The 18,521-nt window shown below is 70.9% G+C and carries 16 protein-coding genes; 8 read left to right on the top strand and 8 right to left on the bottom strand.

The genetic code is table 11. The annotated features are described in order from the left end of the window. Nucleotides 1-83 precede the first annotated feature (83 nt). Both R4Z63_RS26640 and R4Z63_RS26635 read left to right on the top strand, forming a co-directional pair. Nucleotides 84-1,346, top strand: a complete 1,263-nt coding sequence (locus R4Z63_RS26640; protein ID WP_384447290.1) for a sensor histidine kinase — start codon at nucleotides 84-86, stop codon at nucleotides 1,344-1,346. After that, on the top strand, nucleotides 1,343-1,972 hold the full coding sequence (locus R4Z63_RS26635; RefSeq protein WP_037915682.1) for a response regulator: 630 nt from the start codon (nucleotides 1,343-1,345) through the stop codon (nucleotides 1,970-1,972). The genes R4Z63_RS26640 and R4Z63_RS26635 overlap by 4 nt, the downstream gene beginning before the upstream one ends. Before the next feature lie 43 nt (nucleotides 1,973-2,015). Here R4Z63_RS26635 and yczR read toward each other — a convergent pair whose 3' ends face one another. Continuing rightward, entirely contained in the window at nucleotides 2,016-3,488 is a 1,473-nt protein-coding gene (yczR, locus tag R4Z63_RS26630; protein ID WP_384447287.1) for a MocR-like transcription factor YczR, read from the bottom strand. Between the two features lie 253 nt (nucleotides 3,489-3,741). On the opposite strand from yczR, the gene R4Z63_RS26625 reads away from it, so the two are divergent. The 3 genes from R4Z63_RS26625 (at nucleotide 3,742) to R4Z63_RS26615 (ending at nucleotide 7,747) form a co-directional block, all read left to right on the top strand. Continuing rightward, on the top strand, nucleotides 3,742-4,353 hold the full coding sequence (locus tag R4Z63_RS26625) for a nucleotidyltransferase family protein (RefSeq protein ID WP_172671251.1): 612 nt from the start codon (nucleotides 3,742-3,744) through the stop codon (nucleotides 4,351-4,353). A 251-nt stretch (nucleotides 4,354-4,604) separates the two neighbouring features. Next, nucleotides 4,605-6,224, top strand: a complete 1,620-nt coding sequence (gene aceB / locus R4Z63_RS26620; RefSeq protein ID WP_037915679.1) for a malate synthase A — start codon at nucleotides 4,605-4,607, stop codon at nucleotides 6,222-6,224. A gap of 332 nt (nucleotides 6,225-6,556) precedes the next feature. Further along, a complete protein-coding gene (locus tag R4Z63_RS26615) occupies nucleotides 6,557-7,747 on the top strand; it encodes an SGNH/GDSL hydrolase family protein (protein WP_384447284.1) in 1,191 nt (396 codons plus the stop codon). A gap of 290 nt (nucleotides 7,748-8,037) precedes the next feature. Here the strand turns inward: R4Z63_RS26615 and R4Z63_RS26610 are convergent, their stop codons facing one another. The 7 genes from R4Z63_RS26610 to R4Z63_RS26580 all read right to left on the bottom strand — a co-directional run bounded on the left by R4Z63_RS26610 (nucleotide 8,038) and on the right by R4Z63_RS26580 (nucleotide 13,954). Further along, nucleotides 8,038-9,429 (bottom strand): nucleobase:cation symporter-2 family protein, encoded by a 1,392-nt coding sequence (locus R4Z63_RS26610; RefSeq protein WP_037915673.1) that lies wholly within the window; start codon nucleotides 9,427-9,429, stop codon nucleotides 8,038-8,040. Nucleotides 9,430-9,743: 314 nt separating this feature from the next. Further along, a complete protein-coding gene (locus R4Z63_RS26605; RefSeq protein ID WP_384447282.1) occupies nucleotides 9,744-11,144 on the bottom strand; it encodes an 8-oxoguanine deaminase in 1,401 nt (466 codons plus the stop codon). A 194-nt stretch (nucleotides 11,145-11,338) separates the two neighbouring features. Further along, a complete protein-coding gene (gene pucL, locus R4Z63_RS26600; RefSeq protein WP_037915670.1) occupies nucleotides 11,339-12,262 on the bottom strand; it encodes a factor-independent urate hydroxylase in 924 nt (307 codons plus the stop codon). Nucleotide 12,263: 1 nt separating this feature from the next. Then, nucleotides 12,264-12,653: a hydroxyisourate hydrolase gene (gene uraH, locus R4Z63_RS26595; protein WP_037915668.1), complete on the bottom strand. Its 390-nt coding sequence runs from the start codon at nucleotides 12,651-12,653 to the stop codon at nucleotides 12,264-12,266. Between the two features lie 8 nt (nucleotides 12,654-12,661). Next, on the bottom strand, nucleotides 12,662-13,168 hold the full coding sequence (uraD, locus tag R4Z63_RS26590) for a 2-oxo-4-hydroxy-4-carboxy-5-ureidoimidazoline decarboxylase (protein WP_384447279.1): 507 nt from the start codon (nucleotides 13,166-13,168) through the stop codon (nucleotides 12,662-12,664). A gap of 154 nt (nucleotides 13,169-13,322) precedes the next feature. Beyond that, nucleotides 13,323-13,706 carry a helix-turn-helix domain-containing protein gene (locus R4Z63_RS26585; protein ID WP_037915663.1) on the bottom strand — a complete coding sequence of 128 codons (384 nt, stop codon included), beginning with the start codon at nucleotides 13,704-13,706 and terminating at the stop codon, nucleotides 13,323-13,325. Further along, nucleotides 13,703-13,954 carry a YkoF family thiamine-binding protein gene (locus R4Z63_RS26580; RefSeq protein ID WP_078555773.1) on the bottom strand — a complete coding sequence of 84 codons (252 nt, stop codon included), beginning with the start codon at nucleotides 13,952-13,954 and terminating at the stop codon, nucleotides 13,703-13,705. The genes R4Z63_RS26585 and R4Z63_RS26580 overlap by 4 nt, the downstream gene beginning before the upstream one ends. 126 nt (nucleotides 13,955-14,080) lie before the next feature. Between R4Z63_RS26580 and R4Z63_RS26575 the strand changes: the two genes are divergently transcribed. From R4Z63_RS26575 to R4Z63_RS26565, 3 genes are all read left to right on the top strand, one after another. Further along, entirely contained in the window at nucleotides 14,081-14,914 is an 834-nt protein-coding gene (locus tag R4Z63_RS26575; RefSeq protein ID WP_384447277.1) for a TIM barrel protein, read from the top strand. Nucleotides 14,915-14,989: 75 nt separating this feature from the next. Continuing rightward, nucleotides 14,990-15,889: a 2-hydroxy-3-oxopropionate reductase gene (locus R4Z63_RS26570; protein ID WP_037915654.1), complete on the top strand. Its 900-nt coding sequence runs from the start codon at nucleotides 14,990-14,992 to the stop codon at nucleotides 15,887-15,889. A 238-nt stretch (nucleotides 15,890-16,127) separates the two neighbouring features. Further along, nucleotides 16,128-17,585 (top strand): catalase, encoded by a 1,458-nt coding sequence (locus tag R4Z63_RS26565; RefSeq protein WP_384447295.1) that lies wholly within the window; start codon nucleotides 16,128-16,130, stop codon nucleotides 17,583-17,585. Nucleotides 17,586-18,521: the final 936 nt, after the last annotated feature.

Raw genomic sequence — 18,521 nt, 5'->3', positions numbered from 1 at the left:
GATCCTGGTATCGAAGGGCGCATCGGGACATCGAACTTTCGGTTGACCTGGGCCGGGCGCGACCGACTTACCCTGGTTCGGACATGACTTCCGCCGCTCCCCCCGTCCCGCCCGCCGTCTGTGCGCCGCCGGCCGGACCAGCCCCCGCCCGCGCCCTGACCCCCGTGTCGAAGGTGCTGAAGCTGTGCCTGCACGCCCTACTCCTCGGGCTGCTCGCACTGGCCGTCGGCCGCGCCGTCGCCGACTCCGCGCCCCGGACCGGCTGGGTGGTCGCCGCCTGCGTGCTGCTCGCCTCCGTGTACGCGGCCGGTGTACGGGCGCCCGCCGTGCACCGTTCGCCGCGGGCCGGGGCGCTGTGGCTGGCCGGGCTCGGGGCGGCCTGGGCGGGCCTGCTGGCGGTCTCCCCCGACGGGCTGTGGATCGCCTTCCCGCTGTACTTCCTGGAGCTCCACCTGCTGCGTCTGCGCTGGGGGGTCGCGGCCGTCGCGGTGACCGCCTGCGCAGCCATCGGCGGCTTCCTCGCGCACAGCAGCGTGGCGACCCCCGGGGCCTTCCTGGGGCCGCTGCTGGGCGGTGCCGTGGCGGTGGCGACCGTACTGGGCTACCAGGCGCTGTACCGGGAGAGCGAACGCCGCCGGGAGCTGATCGAGGAGCTCATCACGACCCGGGCCGAGCTGGCCGCCGCCGAGCGAAGCGCCGGGATCCTGGCCGAGCGGGAGCGCCTGGCCCGGGAGATCCACGACACCCTCGCCCAGGGACTGTCCTCCATCCAGCTGCTGCTGCGGGCGGCCGAGCGGGCGCTGCCGGAGGGCGCCGCGGCCCGGCCGCACATCGCGCAGGCTCGCGAGGCGGCCCAGGACAACCTCGCCGAGGCGCGCCGCTTCGTACGCGCCCTCACGCCGCCGGACCTGGAGCACGGCTCGCTCGCCGCGGCGCTGGAGCGGCTGTGCTCGGGGGTGCCGGGGCTGCGGGTGCGGTTCTCGCTGAGCGGCCGGCCGCGGGTGCTGCCGACCCCGTACGAGGTGGCGCTGCTGCGGATCGCCCAGTCGGCGCTGGCCAACGTGGTGCGGCACGCCCGGGCCGGGCGTGCGGAGATCACGCTGACCTTCATGGACGCCTCGGTGACCCTGGACATCGTCGACGACGGGCAGGGCTTCGACCCGTCCTCGGCCGCCTCCGGCTCGGGTGACGGCGGCTTCGGACTGCCCGCCATGCGCTCGCGCGCCGAGACGCTGGGCGGGCTCTTCACGGTGGAGTCGGCCCCGGAGCAGGGCACCGCCGTGGCCGTCACCCTGCCCCTGCCCCTGGACCATCTGCACCACTCGGACCGCGTGGAGGCCCTGTGACCATCCGTCTCCTGCTCGCCGACGACCACCCCGTGGTCCGGGCGGGCCTGCGCGCGGTGCTGGACACCGAGGCGGACTTCGCGGTGGTGGCCGAGGCGGCCACCGCCGAGCGGGCGGTGGAGCTGGCCGCCCGGGAACCGGTGGACGTGGTGCTGATGGACCTCCAGTTCGGGCCGGGCATGCACGGCTCCGAGGCGACGGCCCTGATCACGGCCCGTCCGGGCGCCCCCCGGGTGCTGGTGCTGACGACCTACGACACGGACGCGGACATCCTGGCGGCAGTGGAGGCGGGAGCCTCCGGCTACCTGCTCAAGGACGCCCCGCCGGAGGAGCTGGCGGCGGCGGTGCGCACGGCCGCCGCGGGCCAGTCGGCGCTCGCCCCGGCGGTGGCGCTGCGCCTGATGGACCGGATGCGCACGCCCGCGGAGGCGTTGACGAAACGGGAGCTGGAGGTGCTCCAGCTCGTGGCGGACGGCCTCTCAAACCAGCAGATCTCCAAGCAGCTGTTCCTCAGCCAGGCCACGGTCAAGTCGCACCTGGTCCACGTCTACGCGAAGCTCGGCGTCGAATCGCGCACGGCGGCGGTCGCGGCGGCCGCCACCCGCCGTCTGATCCGCACTCCCTAGCCGGGGGCTGCCCCGCGGCCCGGCCGATCCGCCGGAGGCGGCCCTATGCCACCCAGTGCGGGCGGTCCACCGGCGAGCGGAGCGGAACCCCGTCGTGGAAGGCCGCCGCAAGGCGGCGCACGGCCTCGTCCAGGCGGTCGGCGGGGAGGGTGTACGGGATGCGGAGGCGGTGTTCGAAGGTGCCCGGGTCGACGCCGAAGCGGGCGCCGCGGGTGATGTGCACGCCGGCGGCCGCGGCCCGTTCGGCCAGGGCCGAGCTGACCGGCTCGCCGAGGTCGACCCAGAGCGAGAGGCCGCCGGGCGGGATCCGCCAGGACCATCCCGGGGTGTGCTGCCGGAGCGAGTCCGTCAGGGCCGCGCGCCGATCGCGCAGCAGGTCGAGCCGGGCGGGCAGGGTACGGTCCATGCCGTCCAGCAGGTGGAGCGCGACGAGCTGGTCGAGGACCGAGCCGGTCATGTCGGCGGAGACCCGCGCGGCCGTCAGCTCGGTGATCATCTTCGCGGCGGCTCGGACCCAGCCGACGCGCAGGCCGCCCCAGTGGGTCTTGCTGAGCGATCCGATGGTCACCACGTGATCCGTGCCGCCGCGCGGCGCCAGCGAGGCCAGGGGCGCGGGGGCGGGCACGTCCAGGGCGATCTCGGCCATGGTCTCGTCGACCACCAGCCAGGTGCCGGTGCGCCGGGTCGCCGCGAGCAGCCGCAGCCGCTGCTCCTCGGGCATGAGCGCGCCCGTCGGGTTGTGGAAGTCGGGGATCACGTAGGCCAGCCTCGGCACGGTCTGGTGCAGCGTGGACTCGGCGATCTCCATGTCCCAGCCGGTGTCGGAGACGGCGATGGGCGCGGTGCGCAGCCGGGCTCGGCGCAGCGCGTCCAGGGCGTTGGCGTAGGTGGGGTTCTCCGTGACGACCCGGTCTCCTGCCTGGCAGAGCAGGGCTGTGACCAGGGTGAAGGCATGCTGGGCACCGGAGGTGATGAGGATCTGCTCGGGGCGGGTGGGCAGGCCGCGCCGGGTGAAGCGTTCGGCGACGGCCGTGCGGAGGTCGGGCAGGCCGTAGGGGTGGTAGCCGGGGGTGCGGGCGGCCTCGGGCAGCAGCAGGGCGGCCTGTGCGAGGGCGTCGGCGAGGGCGCCTTCGGGGGCGCCCATGGCGGCGATGGCCAGGTCGATGCCGGTGCCGCCGTCGGCGTCGTGGCCGCCGGCGCCGACGAGGGCGTGGGCTCCGACGGGGCCGTGGCCGTCGGGGAGCTCGGTCCAGGTGCCGGCGCCGCGCCGGCTGCGGACGTAGCCGCTCTCGCGGAGCAGGTCGTAGGCGCCGGTGACGGTGGCGCGGCTGGCGCCGACGGCTTCGGCGAGTTCGCGTTCGGCGGGCAGGCGCACGTGCAGGGCGATGCGGCCGTCGAGGATCAGCGTGCGGACGGCTTCGGCGAGTGACCGGTAGCCGGGGCGGGCGCGTACGTCGGCGGGGAGCAGCGCTGCGAGCTGTCGGCTGGCGATGGTTCTGTCAGCCGTCCGAGCCACTCGCCTGTTCACCGTGCCAACCTCCCCTGATTGGCTCTGACAGCCGGACCGATCGAGGTCCAGAATCGCGGCATTGGCCTCTGATGGGGCAAGGGGAATCCGGGATGCCGACCCGGCGCGACGCCCACGCCCCGGCGGCCTGCGCCGAGCAGCGGGTCCAGCTCCGGCGCGGCTCGGGGCCGCGCCGACCGCTGCGCGGCGCGCCTTCGCGCGGCGTCCCCCGGGAACGCGTACAGGAGCGAGAATCGGTGGCATGTCAGCCACTACGCACTCCGATGCACCCGTGATCGCGGGTCTGCTCCTGGCAGCCGGCGGCGGCCGCCGGCTCGGCGGCCGCCCGAAGGCCCTGCTGCCCTACCGTGGCCGTCCGCTGGTGGAGAACGCCGTACGGGTGCTGCGGGAGGCGGGCTGCGGCCCGGTGCACGTGGTCCTCGGAGCGTCGGCGGCCGAGGTCCGCGAGCGGGCCGACCTGTCCGGCTGCGTGGTCGTGGACAACCCGGACTGGGCGGAGGGCATGGGTTCCTCCTTGCGGGTGGGCCTGGCCTCCCTGGCCGGTACGGACGCCGGTGCGGCCCTGGTCTCGCTGGTGGACCAGCCGGGCATCGGCCCGGCGGCGGTCGCCCGGGTGCGGGAGGCCTACCGCTCCCCCGCGAGCCTGGCGGCCGCGGCGTACGACGGGGAGCGCGGGCACCCCGTGCTGTTCGGCGCGGAGCGCTGGGCGGACATCGCGGCGACGGCCACGGGCGACAAGGGCGCCCGGACCCATCTGGCGCGCCACGCCGGAGAGCTCGTACTGGTGGAGTGCTCCGACGTCGCGGAGGCCTTCGACATCGACACGCCGCCCGACCTGGCGCGACTCCTCTGAGCACCGCGTGACGACAGTGGCACTGAGGGCCACCGGCGGGGGGAATCTGTCGACTCAGAGAATCTCGACATCAACAAACCATTGAACTTCCACCATGAGGAAATTACTATCCACTGGTCAGAAGCGCCCTGAACCCACAGACGGCGCCCGCGACCGTATGTCGGAGCTCTCCACACCCGACGGCACTGCGTGCCGTCTCGCGCGAGCATTCCCCGCGGCCGCCAGGCACCGCCGCTGAAGGAGTGACAGTTATGTCCGCACCAGCGCCGTCCCCGCTGGCCATCGTCGATGCCGAGCCCCTGCCGCGGCAGGACGAAGTCCTCACCGGAGCGGCCCTCGCGTTCGTGGCCGAGCTCCACCGACGGTTCGCCCCCCGCCGCGCCGAGCTCCTCGCCCGCCGCGGCGAGCGCCGCGCCGAGATCGCCCGGACCTCCACCCTCGACTTCCTCCCGGACACCGCACAGGTCCGCGAGGGCGACTGGAAGGTGGCGCCGGCCCCGGCCGCGCTCAACGACCGCCGCGTGGAGATCACCGGTCCGACGGACCGCAAGATGACCATCAACGCCCTGAACTCGGGCGCCAGGGTCTGGCTCGCCGACTTCGAGGACGCCTCGGCTCCCACCTGGGAGAACGTCGTCCTCGGCCAGCTCAACCTGATCGACGCGTACGAGCGCCGCATCGACTTCACCGACCCCCGCACGGGCAAGGCCTACGCGCTCAAGCCCGCCGCCGAACTCGCGACCGTCGTCATGCGGCCGCGCGGCTGGCACCTGGAGGAGCGCCACCTGCAGTTCGAGGGCGGCCCGGCCTCCGGCTCCCTCGTCGACTTCGGCCTGTACTTCTTCCACAACGCCAAGCGCCTGATCGACCTGGGCAAGGGTCCGTACTTCTACCTGCCCAAGACGGAGTCGCACCTGGAGGCCCGCCTCTGGAACGACATCTTCGTCTTCGCCCAGGACTACGTCGGCATCCCGCAGGGCACCGTCCGCGCCACCGTCCTGATCGAGACGATCACCGCCGCGTACGAGATGGACGAGATCCTCTACGAGCTGCGCGACCACGCAGCGGGCCTGAACGCGGGCCGCTGGGACTACCTCTTCTCCATCGTGAAGAACTTCCGCGACGGCGGCGAGAAGTTCGTCCTGCCGGACCGCAACGCGGTGACGATGACGGCCCCGTTCATGCGGGCCTACACCGAACTGCTCGTCCGCACCTGCCACAAGCGCGGCGCGCACGCCATCGGCGGCATGGCGGCCTTCATCCCGTCCCGCAAGGACGCCGAGGCCAACACGATCGCCTTCGCGAAGGTCAAGGCCGACAAGGACCGCGAGGCGGGCGACGGCTTCGACGGCTCCTGGGTCGCCCACCCCGACCTGGTCCCGATCGCCATGGCCTCCTTCGACGCCGTGCTCGGCGACAAGCCCAACCAGAAGGACCGGCTGCGCGAGGACGTCTCGGTGGCCCCGGGCGAGCTCATCGCGATCGACTCGCTGGACGCGAAGCCGACGTACGAGGGCCTGCGCAACGCCGTCCAGGTCGGCATCCGCTACATCGAGGCCTGGCTGCGCGGCCTCGGCGCCGTCGGGATCTTCGGCCTGATGGAGGACGCGGCCACCGCCGAGATCTCCCGCTCGCAGATCTGGCAGTGGATCAACGCGGGAGTCGTCTTCGAGAACGGCAAGACCGCCACGGCCGAGCTGACCCGCGAGCTGGCGGCCGCCGAACTCGCCGCCCTGCGCACCGAGGTCGGCGAGGAGGCCTTCGCGGCCGGCAAGTGGCAGCAGGCCCACGACCTCTTCCTCACGGTCTCCCTCGACGCCGACTACGCGGACTTCCTCACGCTCCCGGCCTACGACCAGCTGGTCGGCTGACACCCCGGATCCGACCGGAACGCACCGCCCGGCCCCACCCCACGGCTCCGCCCCCGCCGCCCACGGCAGCGGGGGCGGAGCCGTGTCCGCCGCCCTGCCGGGAGGGGCACCCGGGCCATGCCGCACGGGGGCCGGGCCCCGCCGGAAGAGCACACGGGACCGAACGACCGATCGGTTGTTACTCGTTCGTAACTTGCCTGTACCTAGCGGTAACAACCGGGTCCGTGTCACCTTTCCGGTGCCACCGGCCGGCGGTACCCCCACTTCCCAGCCACACGAAACGGCGACGCGACGTCGCCCGCTTCGGCGTGGCCGAACGCAGGAGTTCCGCAGTGATCGGATTCCGCAACGTCAGCAAGGACCGGATCCCCCGTCGGTTGCGACGACTGGTCTGTGCCGCCGTCACCGTGCCGCTCGCCACCGGCGCGCTGCTGGCCGGCGGCGCCGGGACCGCCGGGGCCGCCCCCGGGAACGGTCCCACGGCCGTGGTGTCCATGGGCGACAGCTACATCTCCGGCGAGGCCGGGCGATGGAAGGGCAACAGCCTGACCAACACCGGCAGCCGCAACGGCACGGACCGCGGCTGGGTCAGCGGCAGCAGCTACGACCCCTCGAAGGTATACGGCACCACGGCCGGAGGCTGCCACCGGTCCGACTCGGCCGAGGTGCGCAGCGCCGGAGCGATCGCCGCCGTCGCCGTGAACCTCGCCTGTTCCGGGGCCGTCTCGCAGAACGTGTTCCGCGCCTCCAACGGCGGCGTCCCCTACAAGGGCGAGGCCCCGCAGGCCGACCAGCTGGCCGCCGTGGCCGCGAGCCACGATGTCAAGGCCATCGCCCTGTCCGTCGGAGGCAACGACCTGGGCTTCGCCGACATCATCAAGAACTGCGCCCTCGACTTCGTCATCTGGTACTCGTACTGCTACGACGACCAGCAGTACGCCGTCGACCAGAAGATCGACGGCGTCATGGCGAACGTCGGCAAGGCCGTCGACGAGATCCGTGCCGTGATGCGCACGGCCGGGTACGCCGACTCCTCCTACCGGATCGTCCTCCAGTCCTACCCGTCGCCGATCCCGCGGGGTGCGGAGAATCGCTACACCCAGAGCGACTGGAGCCGCCTCAACACGGGCGGCTGCCCCTTCTGGAACCGGGACTCGGACTGGGCGCGCGACTCGCTCGTGCCGCAGATCGCCGGCCGTCTCAAGGGCGTCGCCGCCGCCAAGGGCGTGCAGTTCCTGGACCTGCGGGACATGCTCCAGGGACGCGAGGTGTGCGCGAAGGCGAGCAAGCAGGTCACCTCCACGGTCCCGGCCTCGGGCAGGACGAGCGAGTGGGCGCGCTGGATCGACAACAACGAGTCGCAGGGCCTGATCCAGGAGTCCATGCACCCCAACTACTACGGCCAGCTGGCCGCCGGCCGGTGCCTGGCCCTGGCCGTGGCGCAGCCCGCCTCCTCCGCCTCCAGCTGCAAGAACACCGCGGGGAGTGACCACACCGGAATGTTCCTGACCGCGGCGCCCTAGCTGTTTCGAAAGTCCCGCCTGGCCCGCGACGCCTGGCACGCGCGCTCGCCGCGTGTCGGGGTCGCCCACGTACGCCCCGTACGAGGACGACCCTCCGCCTTGCGATCGCAGGCACCAGACGCCGCGGGGCCCGCCCTTCGGGCGGACGGCGCTCCTTTCGACACACGCCCCGGCAGGCGCGCGGCCACCGTTCGTACGGGCGCACGGCGGTTCGCCCGTACCGGACGCGGCGGTGCGCTCGCCACACCCGCAGTGGGTGGCGAGCGCACCGCCGTGCTTCCTGCGACCGGTCAGTGGACCGGCACCGGTTCGGGTGCGGCCCCCGAGGCCGCGCCCTTCCTGGCGCCGAGGTGGTTGAAGGCCAGGTTCAGCACGATCGCCACCACGCAGCCGGTGCTGATGCCGGAGTCGAGGACGACCAGCAGGTCCTTCGGGAAGGCGTGGTAGAACTCCGGCGCGGCGATCGGGATCAGGCCGATGCCGACGGATGCGGCGACGATCAGGGCGTTCTCGCCCTTCTCCATGGCCGCTCCGGCCAGGGTCTGGATGCCGCTGGCGGCCACCGAACCGAAGAGGACGATGCCGGCGCCGCCGAGGACGGGCAGCGGGACCACTCCGATCACCGAGGCCGCCATGGGACACAGGCCCAGCAGGATCAGGATGCCGCCGCCGGCGGCGACGACGAACCGGCTGCGCACCCTGGTCATGGCGACCAGGCCGATGTTCTGGGCGAAGGCGCTGCACATGAAGCCGTTGAAGAGCGGGCTGATCGCGCTGCCGAGGGTGTCGGCGCGCAGGCCTCCTGCGATGGTCCTCTCGTCCGCCGGCCGGCCGACGATCTTGCCCAGGGCGAGGATGTCGGCGGTGGACTCGGTCATGCAGACGAGCATGACGATGCACATCGAGACGATCGCGGCCACCTGGAACTGCGGGGCACCGAAGTGGAACGGAGTGGGGAAGCCGACCACCGAGGCGTTCTTGACGGCGTCGAAGCTGGTCATCCCCAGCGGAAGGGCGATCAGGGTCCCCGCGACCAGGCCGAGCAGGATGGAGATCTGCTGGAGGAATCCGCGCAGGAACTTGCGCATGAGCAGGACGATCACCAGGGTGACGGCGGCCATGCCGATGTTCTTCATCGAGCCGTAGTCGGTGGCGGTCCGGTTGCCGCCCTGTGACCAGTTGAAGGCCACGGGCAGGAGCGAGACGCCGATCAGGGTGATGACGGTGCCCGTGACGACGGGCGGGAAGAAGCGGACGAGCTTGCCGAAGTAGGGGGCGGCGAGGAAGCCGACCACCCCGGCGACGATGATCGCGCCGAAGATGACGGGCAGGGCATCGGCACCCTCCCCCTTCCCTATGGCGATCATCGGGGTCACACCGGCGAAGGAGACGCCGTTGACGAAGGGGAGCCTGGCGCCGACCTTCCAGAACCCGAGGGTCTGCAGGAGGGTGGCGAGTCCGGCGGTGAAGAGCGAGGCGCCCATCAGGAAGGCGGTCTCGGTGGCGGAGAGTCCGACCGCGGGGCCGACGATCATGGGCGGGGCCACGACACCCGCGTACATGGCGGCCACGTGCTGGAGGCCGCTGGTGAACATCTTCAGAGGAGGCAGGGTCTCGTCGACCGGGTGCTTCTCCTCCGGTACTGCGACTGCGTCTTTGCGGAACCTGGGCGGTTGGGCCACGGCTTCCTCCGGTCGGGTAACACGTCGGCAGGGACGTGGGTGTCATGGAGGTGGTGCGAAAGCGGTGCGAGTCGAGCGCGTTGATGGAGTTGTGGGTGGAGCCGGTGGATCTACTTCTTGCCCCAAGGGGCGCGGAAACGATTCGCCCAATCGCCGCTCCCGCGGTGCGCCCGTGGCGCTGGTGGCACGAGTCACCGCTCCCGGGGGCGCCTTCGGATCTCCTCGGGCGCCACCCGGGAACGGCTGCCCGCGGACCCCGCTCGGGTCCGCGGCGGCCGGCCGGGGGCCGTCCCCCCCGGCCGGACTCCGGGGGATCAGGCCTGCGCGATCCGCGCGAGGCGCTGGGCCTCTTCCCGCGTGGACACCGCGATGGCGTCCTCGTCGGCGAAGAGCAGCCGGTTGTTCTCCACGATCTGCTTGCCGTTGACGAACGAGGCCGTCACCGGGGCGGCCGCACCGAAGACCAGAGCGGTCACCGGGTCGGCGATCGAGGAGTGCAGGAAGGTGTTCAGGTTCCACAGGACCAGGTCGGCGCACTTGCCGACCTCCAGCGAACCGATGTTGTCGGCGCGGCCGAGGACCTGGGCGCCGCCGTAGGTGCCCAGGCGCAGGGCCTGGCGCGCGTTCAGGGCGCGCTCGCGGTGGACCGGGTTCAGGCGGTTGATCAGCAGCGCGTTGCGCAGCTCGGTGTGCAGCTCGCCGGACTCGTTGGAGGCGGTGCCGTCCACGCCGAGGCCCACCGGGACGCCGGCCGCGAGCATGTCGGGGACCCGGGCGATGCCGGCGGCCAGACGCGCGTTGGAGGAAGGGCAGTGCGCGACACCGGTCTTGGTGCGGGCGAAGGCGGCGATGTCGGAGTCGTTCATGTGGACGCTGTGCGCCATCCACACGTCCTCGCCGAGCCAGCCGGTCGACTCGAAGTAGTCGGTCGGGCCCATGCCGAAGAGCTCGTGGCAGAACTTCTCCTCCTCGACGGTCTCGCTGCCGTGCGTGTGCATGCGCACACCGAGGCGGCGGGCGAGCTCGGCGCCCTGCTTGAGCAGCTCGGTGGAGACCGAGAAGGGGGAGCAGGGGGCGACGGCGACCTGGGTCATCGAGTCGAAGGACGCGTCGTGGAACTTCTTGACGGTCGCCTCGGTGTCGGCCAGCGCACCTTCGAGGGTCTCGACGGCGTGGTCCGGCGGCAGGCCGCCGTCCTTCTCGCTGCGGTCCATCGAACCGCGGGCGAGGGTGAAGCGGACGCCCATCTCGGACGCGGCCCGGATGATCGAGCCGGACAGGTCGCCGGAGCCCTTGGGGAAGACGTAGTGGTGGTCCATGGCGGTGGTGACACCGCCCTTGGCCATCGCGGCGAGGGAGCCCTGCGCGGCCGTGTACGTCATCTGCTCGTCGATGCGCGCCCACGTCGGGTACAGCGCGACGAGCCAGTTGAAGAGGTTGTGGTCGGTGGCCAGGCCGCGCGTGATCCACTGGTAGAAGTGGTGGTGCGTGTTGACCAGACCGGGGGTCACGAGGTGCCCGGTGCCGTCGATCCGGCGGACCACGTTTTCGAGGTTCTCGGGGGCCTTGCCCGCACCGATGAATTCGATCTTGTTGCCGGCGACGACGACGTGGCCCGAGGCGTACTCGGTGTCATGGGCGTCGACGGTCGCGATCGCACAGTTCTCGATGACGATGCGCGGGGCGGCGCTGTCATGGGCTGCCGATGCTGCCATGGGACTTCCTCGTGCTTTCAGTGGCGGTGCGGGCACGGCAGGACCCAGGGGATTTGAGTGCCGGAGCCGGGGCCTTGGCAGCTGACAGTACTGCCGGCCCGTGGGGTGCGTCCGGGTGCCGATTCAGGAAGTTGGGTCGTGTCGCACGGTCCCGGGGCCACTGCGGAGAGCCCCGGGACGCGCGTGCCGCGCTCTTAGAGGTTGGTCATGTCCACCGGAATGCGCGCGTCGGCGCCGTCCCGCAGGATCGTGGCCTCGATCAGACCGTACGGACGGTCCGCGGCGAAGTACACCTCGTTGTCGTTCTTGAGGCCGAAGGGCTCCAGGTCGACGAGGAAGTGGTGCTTGTTCGGGAGCGAGAAGCGGACCTCGTCGATCTCCGAACGGTGGTTGATGATCCGCGAACCCATCTGGTAGAGGGTCTGCTGCAGCGAGAGGGAGTAGGTCTCGGCGAAGGCCTGCAGCATGTGCTTGCGGGTCTCGGCATAGGACTTCTCCCAGTTGGGCATCCGCTGCTCGTCGTCCGACCAGTTGAAGCGCCAGCGGCCCGACACCTGGGTGGCCAGGATGCGGTCGTACGCCTCCTGCAGGGTCGTGTACTTGTCCTTCACGTAGCCCCAGAACTCGGAGTTCGTGGAGTTCATGACGACCAGGTCCTTGAGACCGGAGATGACCTCCCAGTTCTGGCCGTCGTAGGTGATCTGGGTGACGCGGGTCTCCTGGCCCTGGCGGACGAAGGAGTGCTTGACCTCGTCGGCGCCGATGAACTTGGAGTTCGCGTCGGACGTGGCGATCCGCTCCCAGGCGTACTCCTCGATCCGGATGCGCGCGCGCTGGATCGGCTCCTGGCTGCCCACGAACCAGCGGGCCAGGTGGATGCCGAACTGCTCGGCGGACTCGATGCCGTACTCCTTGGCGAACGCATACACCGTGTTCTTGGTGGTGTCCGTCGGCAGGACGTTGGCGTTCGAGCCGGAGTAGTGGACGTCGTCCATGTCGCCGGAGAGGGCGACCGAGACGTTCAGGTCCTTGATGTGGTGCGTGTCGCCGTCCCGCGTGATCTTGACGACGCGGTTCTCTGCTTTGCCGTACTGGTTCTGGCCCAGAATCGTGGCCATGCTAGCTCCCTCGGTAAACGGAGTAGCCGAACGGGTTGAGCAGCAGCGGTACGTGGTAGTGCTCGCCCGGGTTCACCGCGAACGTGATGGTGACCTCGGGGAAGAACGTAGCGCTGTCCCTTACGCGGGGGGCGTCCTGCTGCGCCTCGGCTTGCTTCTTTGCGAAGTACGTCTCGGTCTCGAAGTCGAGACGTACGTGGGTGGTGCCCTCCGGCAGTGCCGGCAGGTCCTTGCAGCGCCCGTCCGCATCGGTGGCGGATCCGCCCAGGGCCACCCACTCGCCGCCCGGTCCGGTACGGGCCGACAGGGAGATGGCGACGCCCTCGGCGGGCCTGCCGATGCTGGTGTCCAGGATGTGCGTGGACACGGACGCGGTGGTCTCGGTGCTCATGGTCGGACTCACTCTCCTTCTACGAGGCGGGTCAGGCGGATCTTGTTGATCTTGACGAGCTCGCCGCGGGCGATGTCCCGCTCCTGCTCCGGCGAGTTGTCGATCCGGACCTTGACTGCGTCCCGCATGAACTCACCGGTCGCACCGGTGGCGCAGATGAGGAAGACGTGGCCGAACTTCTCCTGGTAGGCCAGGTTCAGTTCGAGGAGCTCGTTCCTGAGCTCCTCGGAGGCGCCGGCCATGCCCCGCTGTTCGCGGGCGGAGGTCGGGTCTCCCGGCTTCGGCCGGCCGATCGGCGCGTGGCCTCCCATCGCTTCGGCCAGGTCCTCCGCGGTGAGCTCCGCCATGGCGGCCTCGTTCGCGGCGAACAGGGACTCGGCGGTGGCGAAGGGGCGCTGGGCGAGCATCTTGCTCCCCCACGCCGAGCTGGCGCACACCTCGTGCAGCTCGGCCGAGGCCGCCCTGTCGTCCAAGGTGTTGATCCGGGTGAGACCCGGGGTCGGACTCGAAGTCACGGTAGGCCTCCGTGGCCTGTTGTTGCTTTGACGGGCTGCGCATAGCTAACGCCCTCCGCAACACGGCGTCAACACTTTGTTGAAACTTCCCGTACACAAAAGCCGCCGCCCGGGTGAATGGGGCGGCGGCTCGTCACCGTGAGTCGTAATCCGCTCACGCCTGGGTGTTCTTACTGGGATTTTCCCTGTTCAAGTAGTTGTAGACCGTGAAGCGGCTGACGCCCAGCGCGCCCGCGACCGTCTCCACGCCGTGCCGCACGGAGAAGGCGCCGCGCGCCTCCAGTATCCGGACGACGTCCTGCTTGGACTTCCGGTCGAGCTGGGACAGCGGCATGCCGTGCCGGCGTTCCAGCGCGGCCAGGATGTGGTCCAGCGAGTCCGAGAGCTGCGGCAGGCGCACGGCGAGCAGCTCCCGGCCCTCCCAGGTGAGCACGACGTCGTCGGGCGTGGCCTGCGCCGGATCCATGAGCTCGCCGCCCATGGCGTCCACGAGCGGCTTGACCGCCGTGACGAAGGGGTGGTCACGGGGCTCGGTCATGACGCCTCCTCGCCGATCACGTTGACCTGGAGGGTGACGCGGGTGGCCCCGGCCCCCAGGGAGTCGCGCAGCAGCGCGCTCACGGCGGACAGCACCCGGTCGGCCTCACCCTCCGCGGTGTTGCCGAAGGGGCCGACGTCCACCGCCTCCAGCTGGGCCTTCTGGATGACCTCGCGGGCCGCCACGGCGTGGTCGGGGGCCTCTTCGAGATCGAAGGGCTCGGTCGTGAACTCCACTCTCAATCGCACGCGGCTCAAGCTACCGCGCCGTCTCGATTTTTCGGCAGTCCGCACTTGACATCCGCGCGGAACCCCATGCAGTCTTCCATCAAGCAGAAAATAACTTCCGCAATACGGAAGGAGCGCACACCCCTCATGGGATACACGGACCAGCGCTTCGATGTGAACCTGTCGATCCTCTTCACGGAACTCCCGCTTCTGGAGCGCCCCGCGGCCGCCGCCGCGGCGGGCTTCACGGCGGTCGAGCTGTGGTGGCCCTGGATCGAGACCCCCACCCCCGCTCAGGAGGAGCTCGACGCCCTCAAGAAGGCCCTTGAGGACGCCGGCACCCAGCTGGTGGGCCTGAACTTCTACGCCGGCCGCCTGCCGGGCCCGGACCGCGGCGCGGTCTCGGTACCCGGTGAGGAGTCCGACCGCTTCAACGCCAACATCAACGTCGCGGCGGACTTCGCCGCCTCGGTCGGCTGCAAGGCGCTCAACGCCCTGTACGGCAACCGCGTCGAAGGCGTGGACCCGGCCGCCCAGGACGAGCTGGCCCTGAAGAACCTGGTCGTGGCGGCGCAGGCCGCGGACCGCGTGGGCGCGATCCTCCTGATCGAGACCCTCAACAAGCCCGAGTCGCCGCTCTACCCGCTGGTGAGCGCCCCGGCCGGCATCGAAGTGGTGGACAAGGTGAACCAGGCCACCGGCCTCGGCAACGCCAAGTTCCTGCTCGACCTTTACCACCTGGCGATGAACGATGAGGATCTCTCCGAGGTCATCGAAAAGTACGCCGCCAAGACCGGGCACGTCCAGATCGCGGACAAGCCGGGACGGGGGGCTCCGGGCACCGGCGAGCTGCCCCTGGAAGAGCTGCTCGACCAGCTGAAGAAGGCCGGATACGAGGGCTACGTGGGGCTTGAGTACAAGGCCGAGGACGCCGCCGCCTCCTTCGCCTGGCTGCCGGCCGAGGCCCGCGCCGCCCAGTAGGGGGACGAAGTCCGGGCGATCAGCCAGGCACCTCACGCACTTTTCGTACGAAGCATTAAGAGAAGGACCCTCATCATGAGCAACCCCGCTGCGCTCCCGTCGATCGCCTGGATCGGTCTCGGAATCATGGGCTCCCCCATGTCCGAGAACCTGCTGAAGGCCGGCTACCCGGTCACCGGCTTCACGCTGGAGCAGGACAAGCTGGACCGCCTGGCCGCCGCCGGCGGCACCGCGGCCGGATCGATCGCCGAGGCCGTCAAGGACGCCGACGTGATCATCACGATGGTGCCCGCCTCCCCGCAGGTCGAGGCCATCAACTACGGCCCCGAGGGCATCCTGGAGAACGCCAAGTCCGGCGCGCTGATCATCGACATGTCGTCGATCACCCCGCAGACCTCCGTGGACCTGGCGAAGAACGCCGCCGAGAAGGGCATCCGCGTCATCGACGCCCCGGTGTCCGGCGGCGAGGCCGGCGCCATCGAGGCCGTCCTGTCGATCATGGTGGGTGGCGAGCAGGCGGACTTCGACGCCGCCCTGCCGATCCTGGAGACCCTCGGCAAGACCATCGTCCTGTGCGGCCCGCACGGCTCCGGCCAGACGGTGAAGGCCGCCAACCAGCTCATCGTCGCGGTGAACATCCAGGCGTGTGCCGAGGCCGTCGTCTTCCTGGAGAAGTCGGGCGTGAACCTCACCGCCGCCCTGGACGTCCTCAACGGCGGCCTGGCCGGCTCCACGGTGCTGACCCGTAAGAAGGACAACTTCCTGAACCGCGACTTCAAGCCCGGCTTCCGGATCGACCTGCACCACAAGGACATGGGCATCGTCACCGACGCCGCCCGCAACGTCGGTGCCGCCCTCCCGGTCGGCGCGGTCGTCGCCCAGCTGGTCGCCTCCCTGCGCGCCCAGGGTGACGGCGGCCTGGACCACTCGGCCCTGCTGCGCGCCGTCGAGCGCCTCTCCGGCGCCCAGGTCTGAGGTCCCCCGCCGGGCCCCCACGGGGCCCGGACCGCCCCCTCGCGCAGGGGGCACCGAGTCTCCGGACGGTGCCGGTGCTGACACCTGTCCTGTCGCGCCCAAGCGTCGGCACCGTCCGGGTCATCTCACCCCACAACTTCGTTCAACAAACTGTTGACGTTTAGTTCTTGCCGAATTTAGGCTGTTCCGCATGACGGAAGACGCTTTCCGTCAGCAGTTACCCGTACGGAAGGTCACCATGTCGAAGCGCACGCTGACGACCGAGTCCGGCGCCCCGGTCGCCGACAATCAGAACTCCGCCACCGCCGGCGTCGGTGGCCCGCTCCTGATCCAGGACCAGCAGCTCCTGGAGAAGCTCGCCCGCTTCAACCGCGAGCGCATCCCGGAGCGCGTGGTGCACGCCCGCGGCTCGGCGGCGTACGGCTACTTCGAGGTGACCGACGACGTCACCGCGTACACCAGTGCCGCCTTCCTCAACACGGTCGGCAAGAAGACCGAGACCTTCCTGCGGTTCTCCACCGTCGCAGACTCCCTCGGCGGCGCGGACGCGGTGCGCGACCCCCGTGGCTTCGCCCTGAAGTTCTACACCGAAGAGGGCAACTACGACCTCGTCGGCAACAACACCCCGGTGTTCTTCATCAAGGACCCGATCAAGTTCCCCGACTTCATCCACTCCCAGAAGCGCGACCCCTTCACGGGCAAGCAGGAGCCGGACAACGTCTGGGACTTCTGGGCGCACGCCCCCGAGGCGACGCACCAGATCACCTGGCTGATGGGTGACCGCGGCATCCCGGCGTCGTACCGCCACATGAACGGCTACGGCTCCCACACGTACCAGTGGACGAACGAGAAGGGCGAGGCCTTCTTCGTCAAGTACCACTTCAAGACCAATCAGGGCATCCGCTGCCTCTCCGGCGAGCAGGCCGCAGAGCTGGTCGGCAAGGACGCGAACTCGCACCAGACCGACCTGCTCCAGGCCATCGAGCGCGGTGTGAACCCGAGCTGGACGCTCTACGTCCAGATCATGCCGGCCGCCGAGGCCGCGGACTACCGCTTCAACCCGTTCGACCTCACCAAGGTGTGGCCGCACGCCGACTACCCGCTGCAGCGGGTGGGCCGCCTGGTCCTCGACCGCAACCCGGACAACGTCTTCGCCGAGGTCGAGCAGTCCGCCTTCTCCCCGAACAACTTCGTCCCGGGCATCACCGCCTCGCCGGACAAGATGCTCCAGGGCCGCCTGTTCGCCTACGCGGACGCCCAGCGCTACCGCCTCGGTGTGAACCACACCCAACTGCCGGTCAACGCCCCCAAGGCGACGAAGGCCGACAACTACGGCCGCGACGGCGTCATGGCGCTGCGCAACGGCTCCCGCCACGACAAGAACTACGAGCCCAACTCGCACCAGGGCCCGTCCGAGACCGGACTGGCGCTGGGCGCCCCCAGGGCCGTCTCCGGCTACACGGGCACCCACGAGACCCCGGCCCACACCAAGGACGACGACTTCTTCCAGGCCGGTGAGCTCTACCGCCTGATGTCGGAGGCCGAGAAGGAGCGCCTGGTGGCGAACATCGCCGGCGGCCTCTCCCAGGTCACCCTTGAGGACGTCATCGAGAAGAACCTGGCTCACTTCCACGCCGCCGACGCCGACTACGGCCGTCGCGTCGAGGAGGCCGTGCGCGCCCTGCGCGACGCCTGAGCCGACAGGGATGTACCGGGGGCCTGACGGGAGGTCAGGCCCCGGGTGCTGGGCCCGAACCGTGAACCCGGATGAGGGGTGGTACACGGCGAGGGCAGGACGAGGACCGTGGCAGGCGTGCGAGCCAGTGCGGTGGTAATGGGTTCCGAGGCCCGTCTCTTGACCTGAGGGAGACGGTGCCGGAGTTCTCGTCGCCCGCCCGCCACGGTCCCAGCCACTCCCCCTTCTCTTCCCACAGGGGCTGCGCACAGAGCGCCCTGCGGGAAGCGGAGGAGGAAACCTTCCTCCCCACACAACTCCGCCCGGCGGTGCGAACGTCCTGTCGCGCCAGCCTCGCACCGTCGGGCGGTAACAACCAGAGCGCCGAGTCACGGACGGTCCCGTGACTCGGCGCTTTGTCGTACCCGTCCGGATGGCCGAACCCGTCCGGATGCCGTCACCGTGGGGTGGCCAGCGCCGTGGGGTGGCCAGCGCCGTGGGGTGGCCAGCGCCGTGGGGTGGCCGGCCTCCGGTCGGGCAGGTGCCGGCGCCGGGTCGGGCGTCCGGGGCCCCGCCGTCGAGGGACCCGGCGCACCGCGGCCGCACCGGAGCGCGGGCCGTGCACGGCACTTCCGGGCGGTTCGAGGACCACGAGGGGCCGTTTCCGGCCGGTCGAGGCCGAAGGCCGTTCCCGGCCTCCCGGGGCGGCCACGTACGGGAGCCGCCCACCGCACGTCCCGGTCCCGGTGGGCGGGCCCCGGTGCGCGGGGAACCGGGCGTCACGCGGCATCGCACGGCCGGGCCGGGCCCGGGGGAGCCGGTCAGCACGCTCGCGGCGCCGGAGAGCGCGTACGGGACGCACACGGGGGCGCGAGCCTCCGGAGGAGATCCCCGCCCGGCCCCCGCCGGCCACTGCAGCACCCCGGAGCCGGCCTCCGGCAGTACCCCGAGACCGGG

Source organism: Streptomyces sp. PL-29 (genome assembly GCF_058344425.1).
The sequence above is the reverse complement of the archived record's forward strand: the minus strand, read 5'-3'. Positions and strand labels throughout refer to the sequence as shown.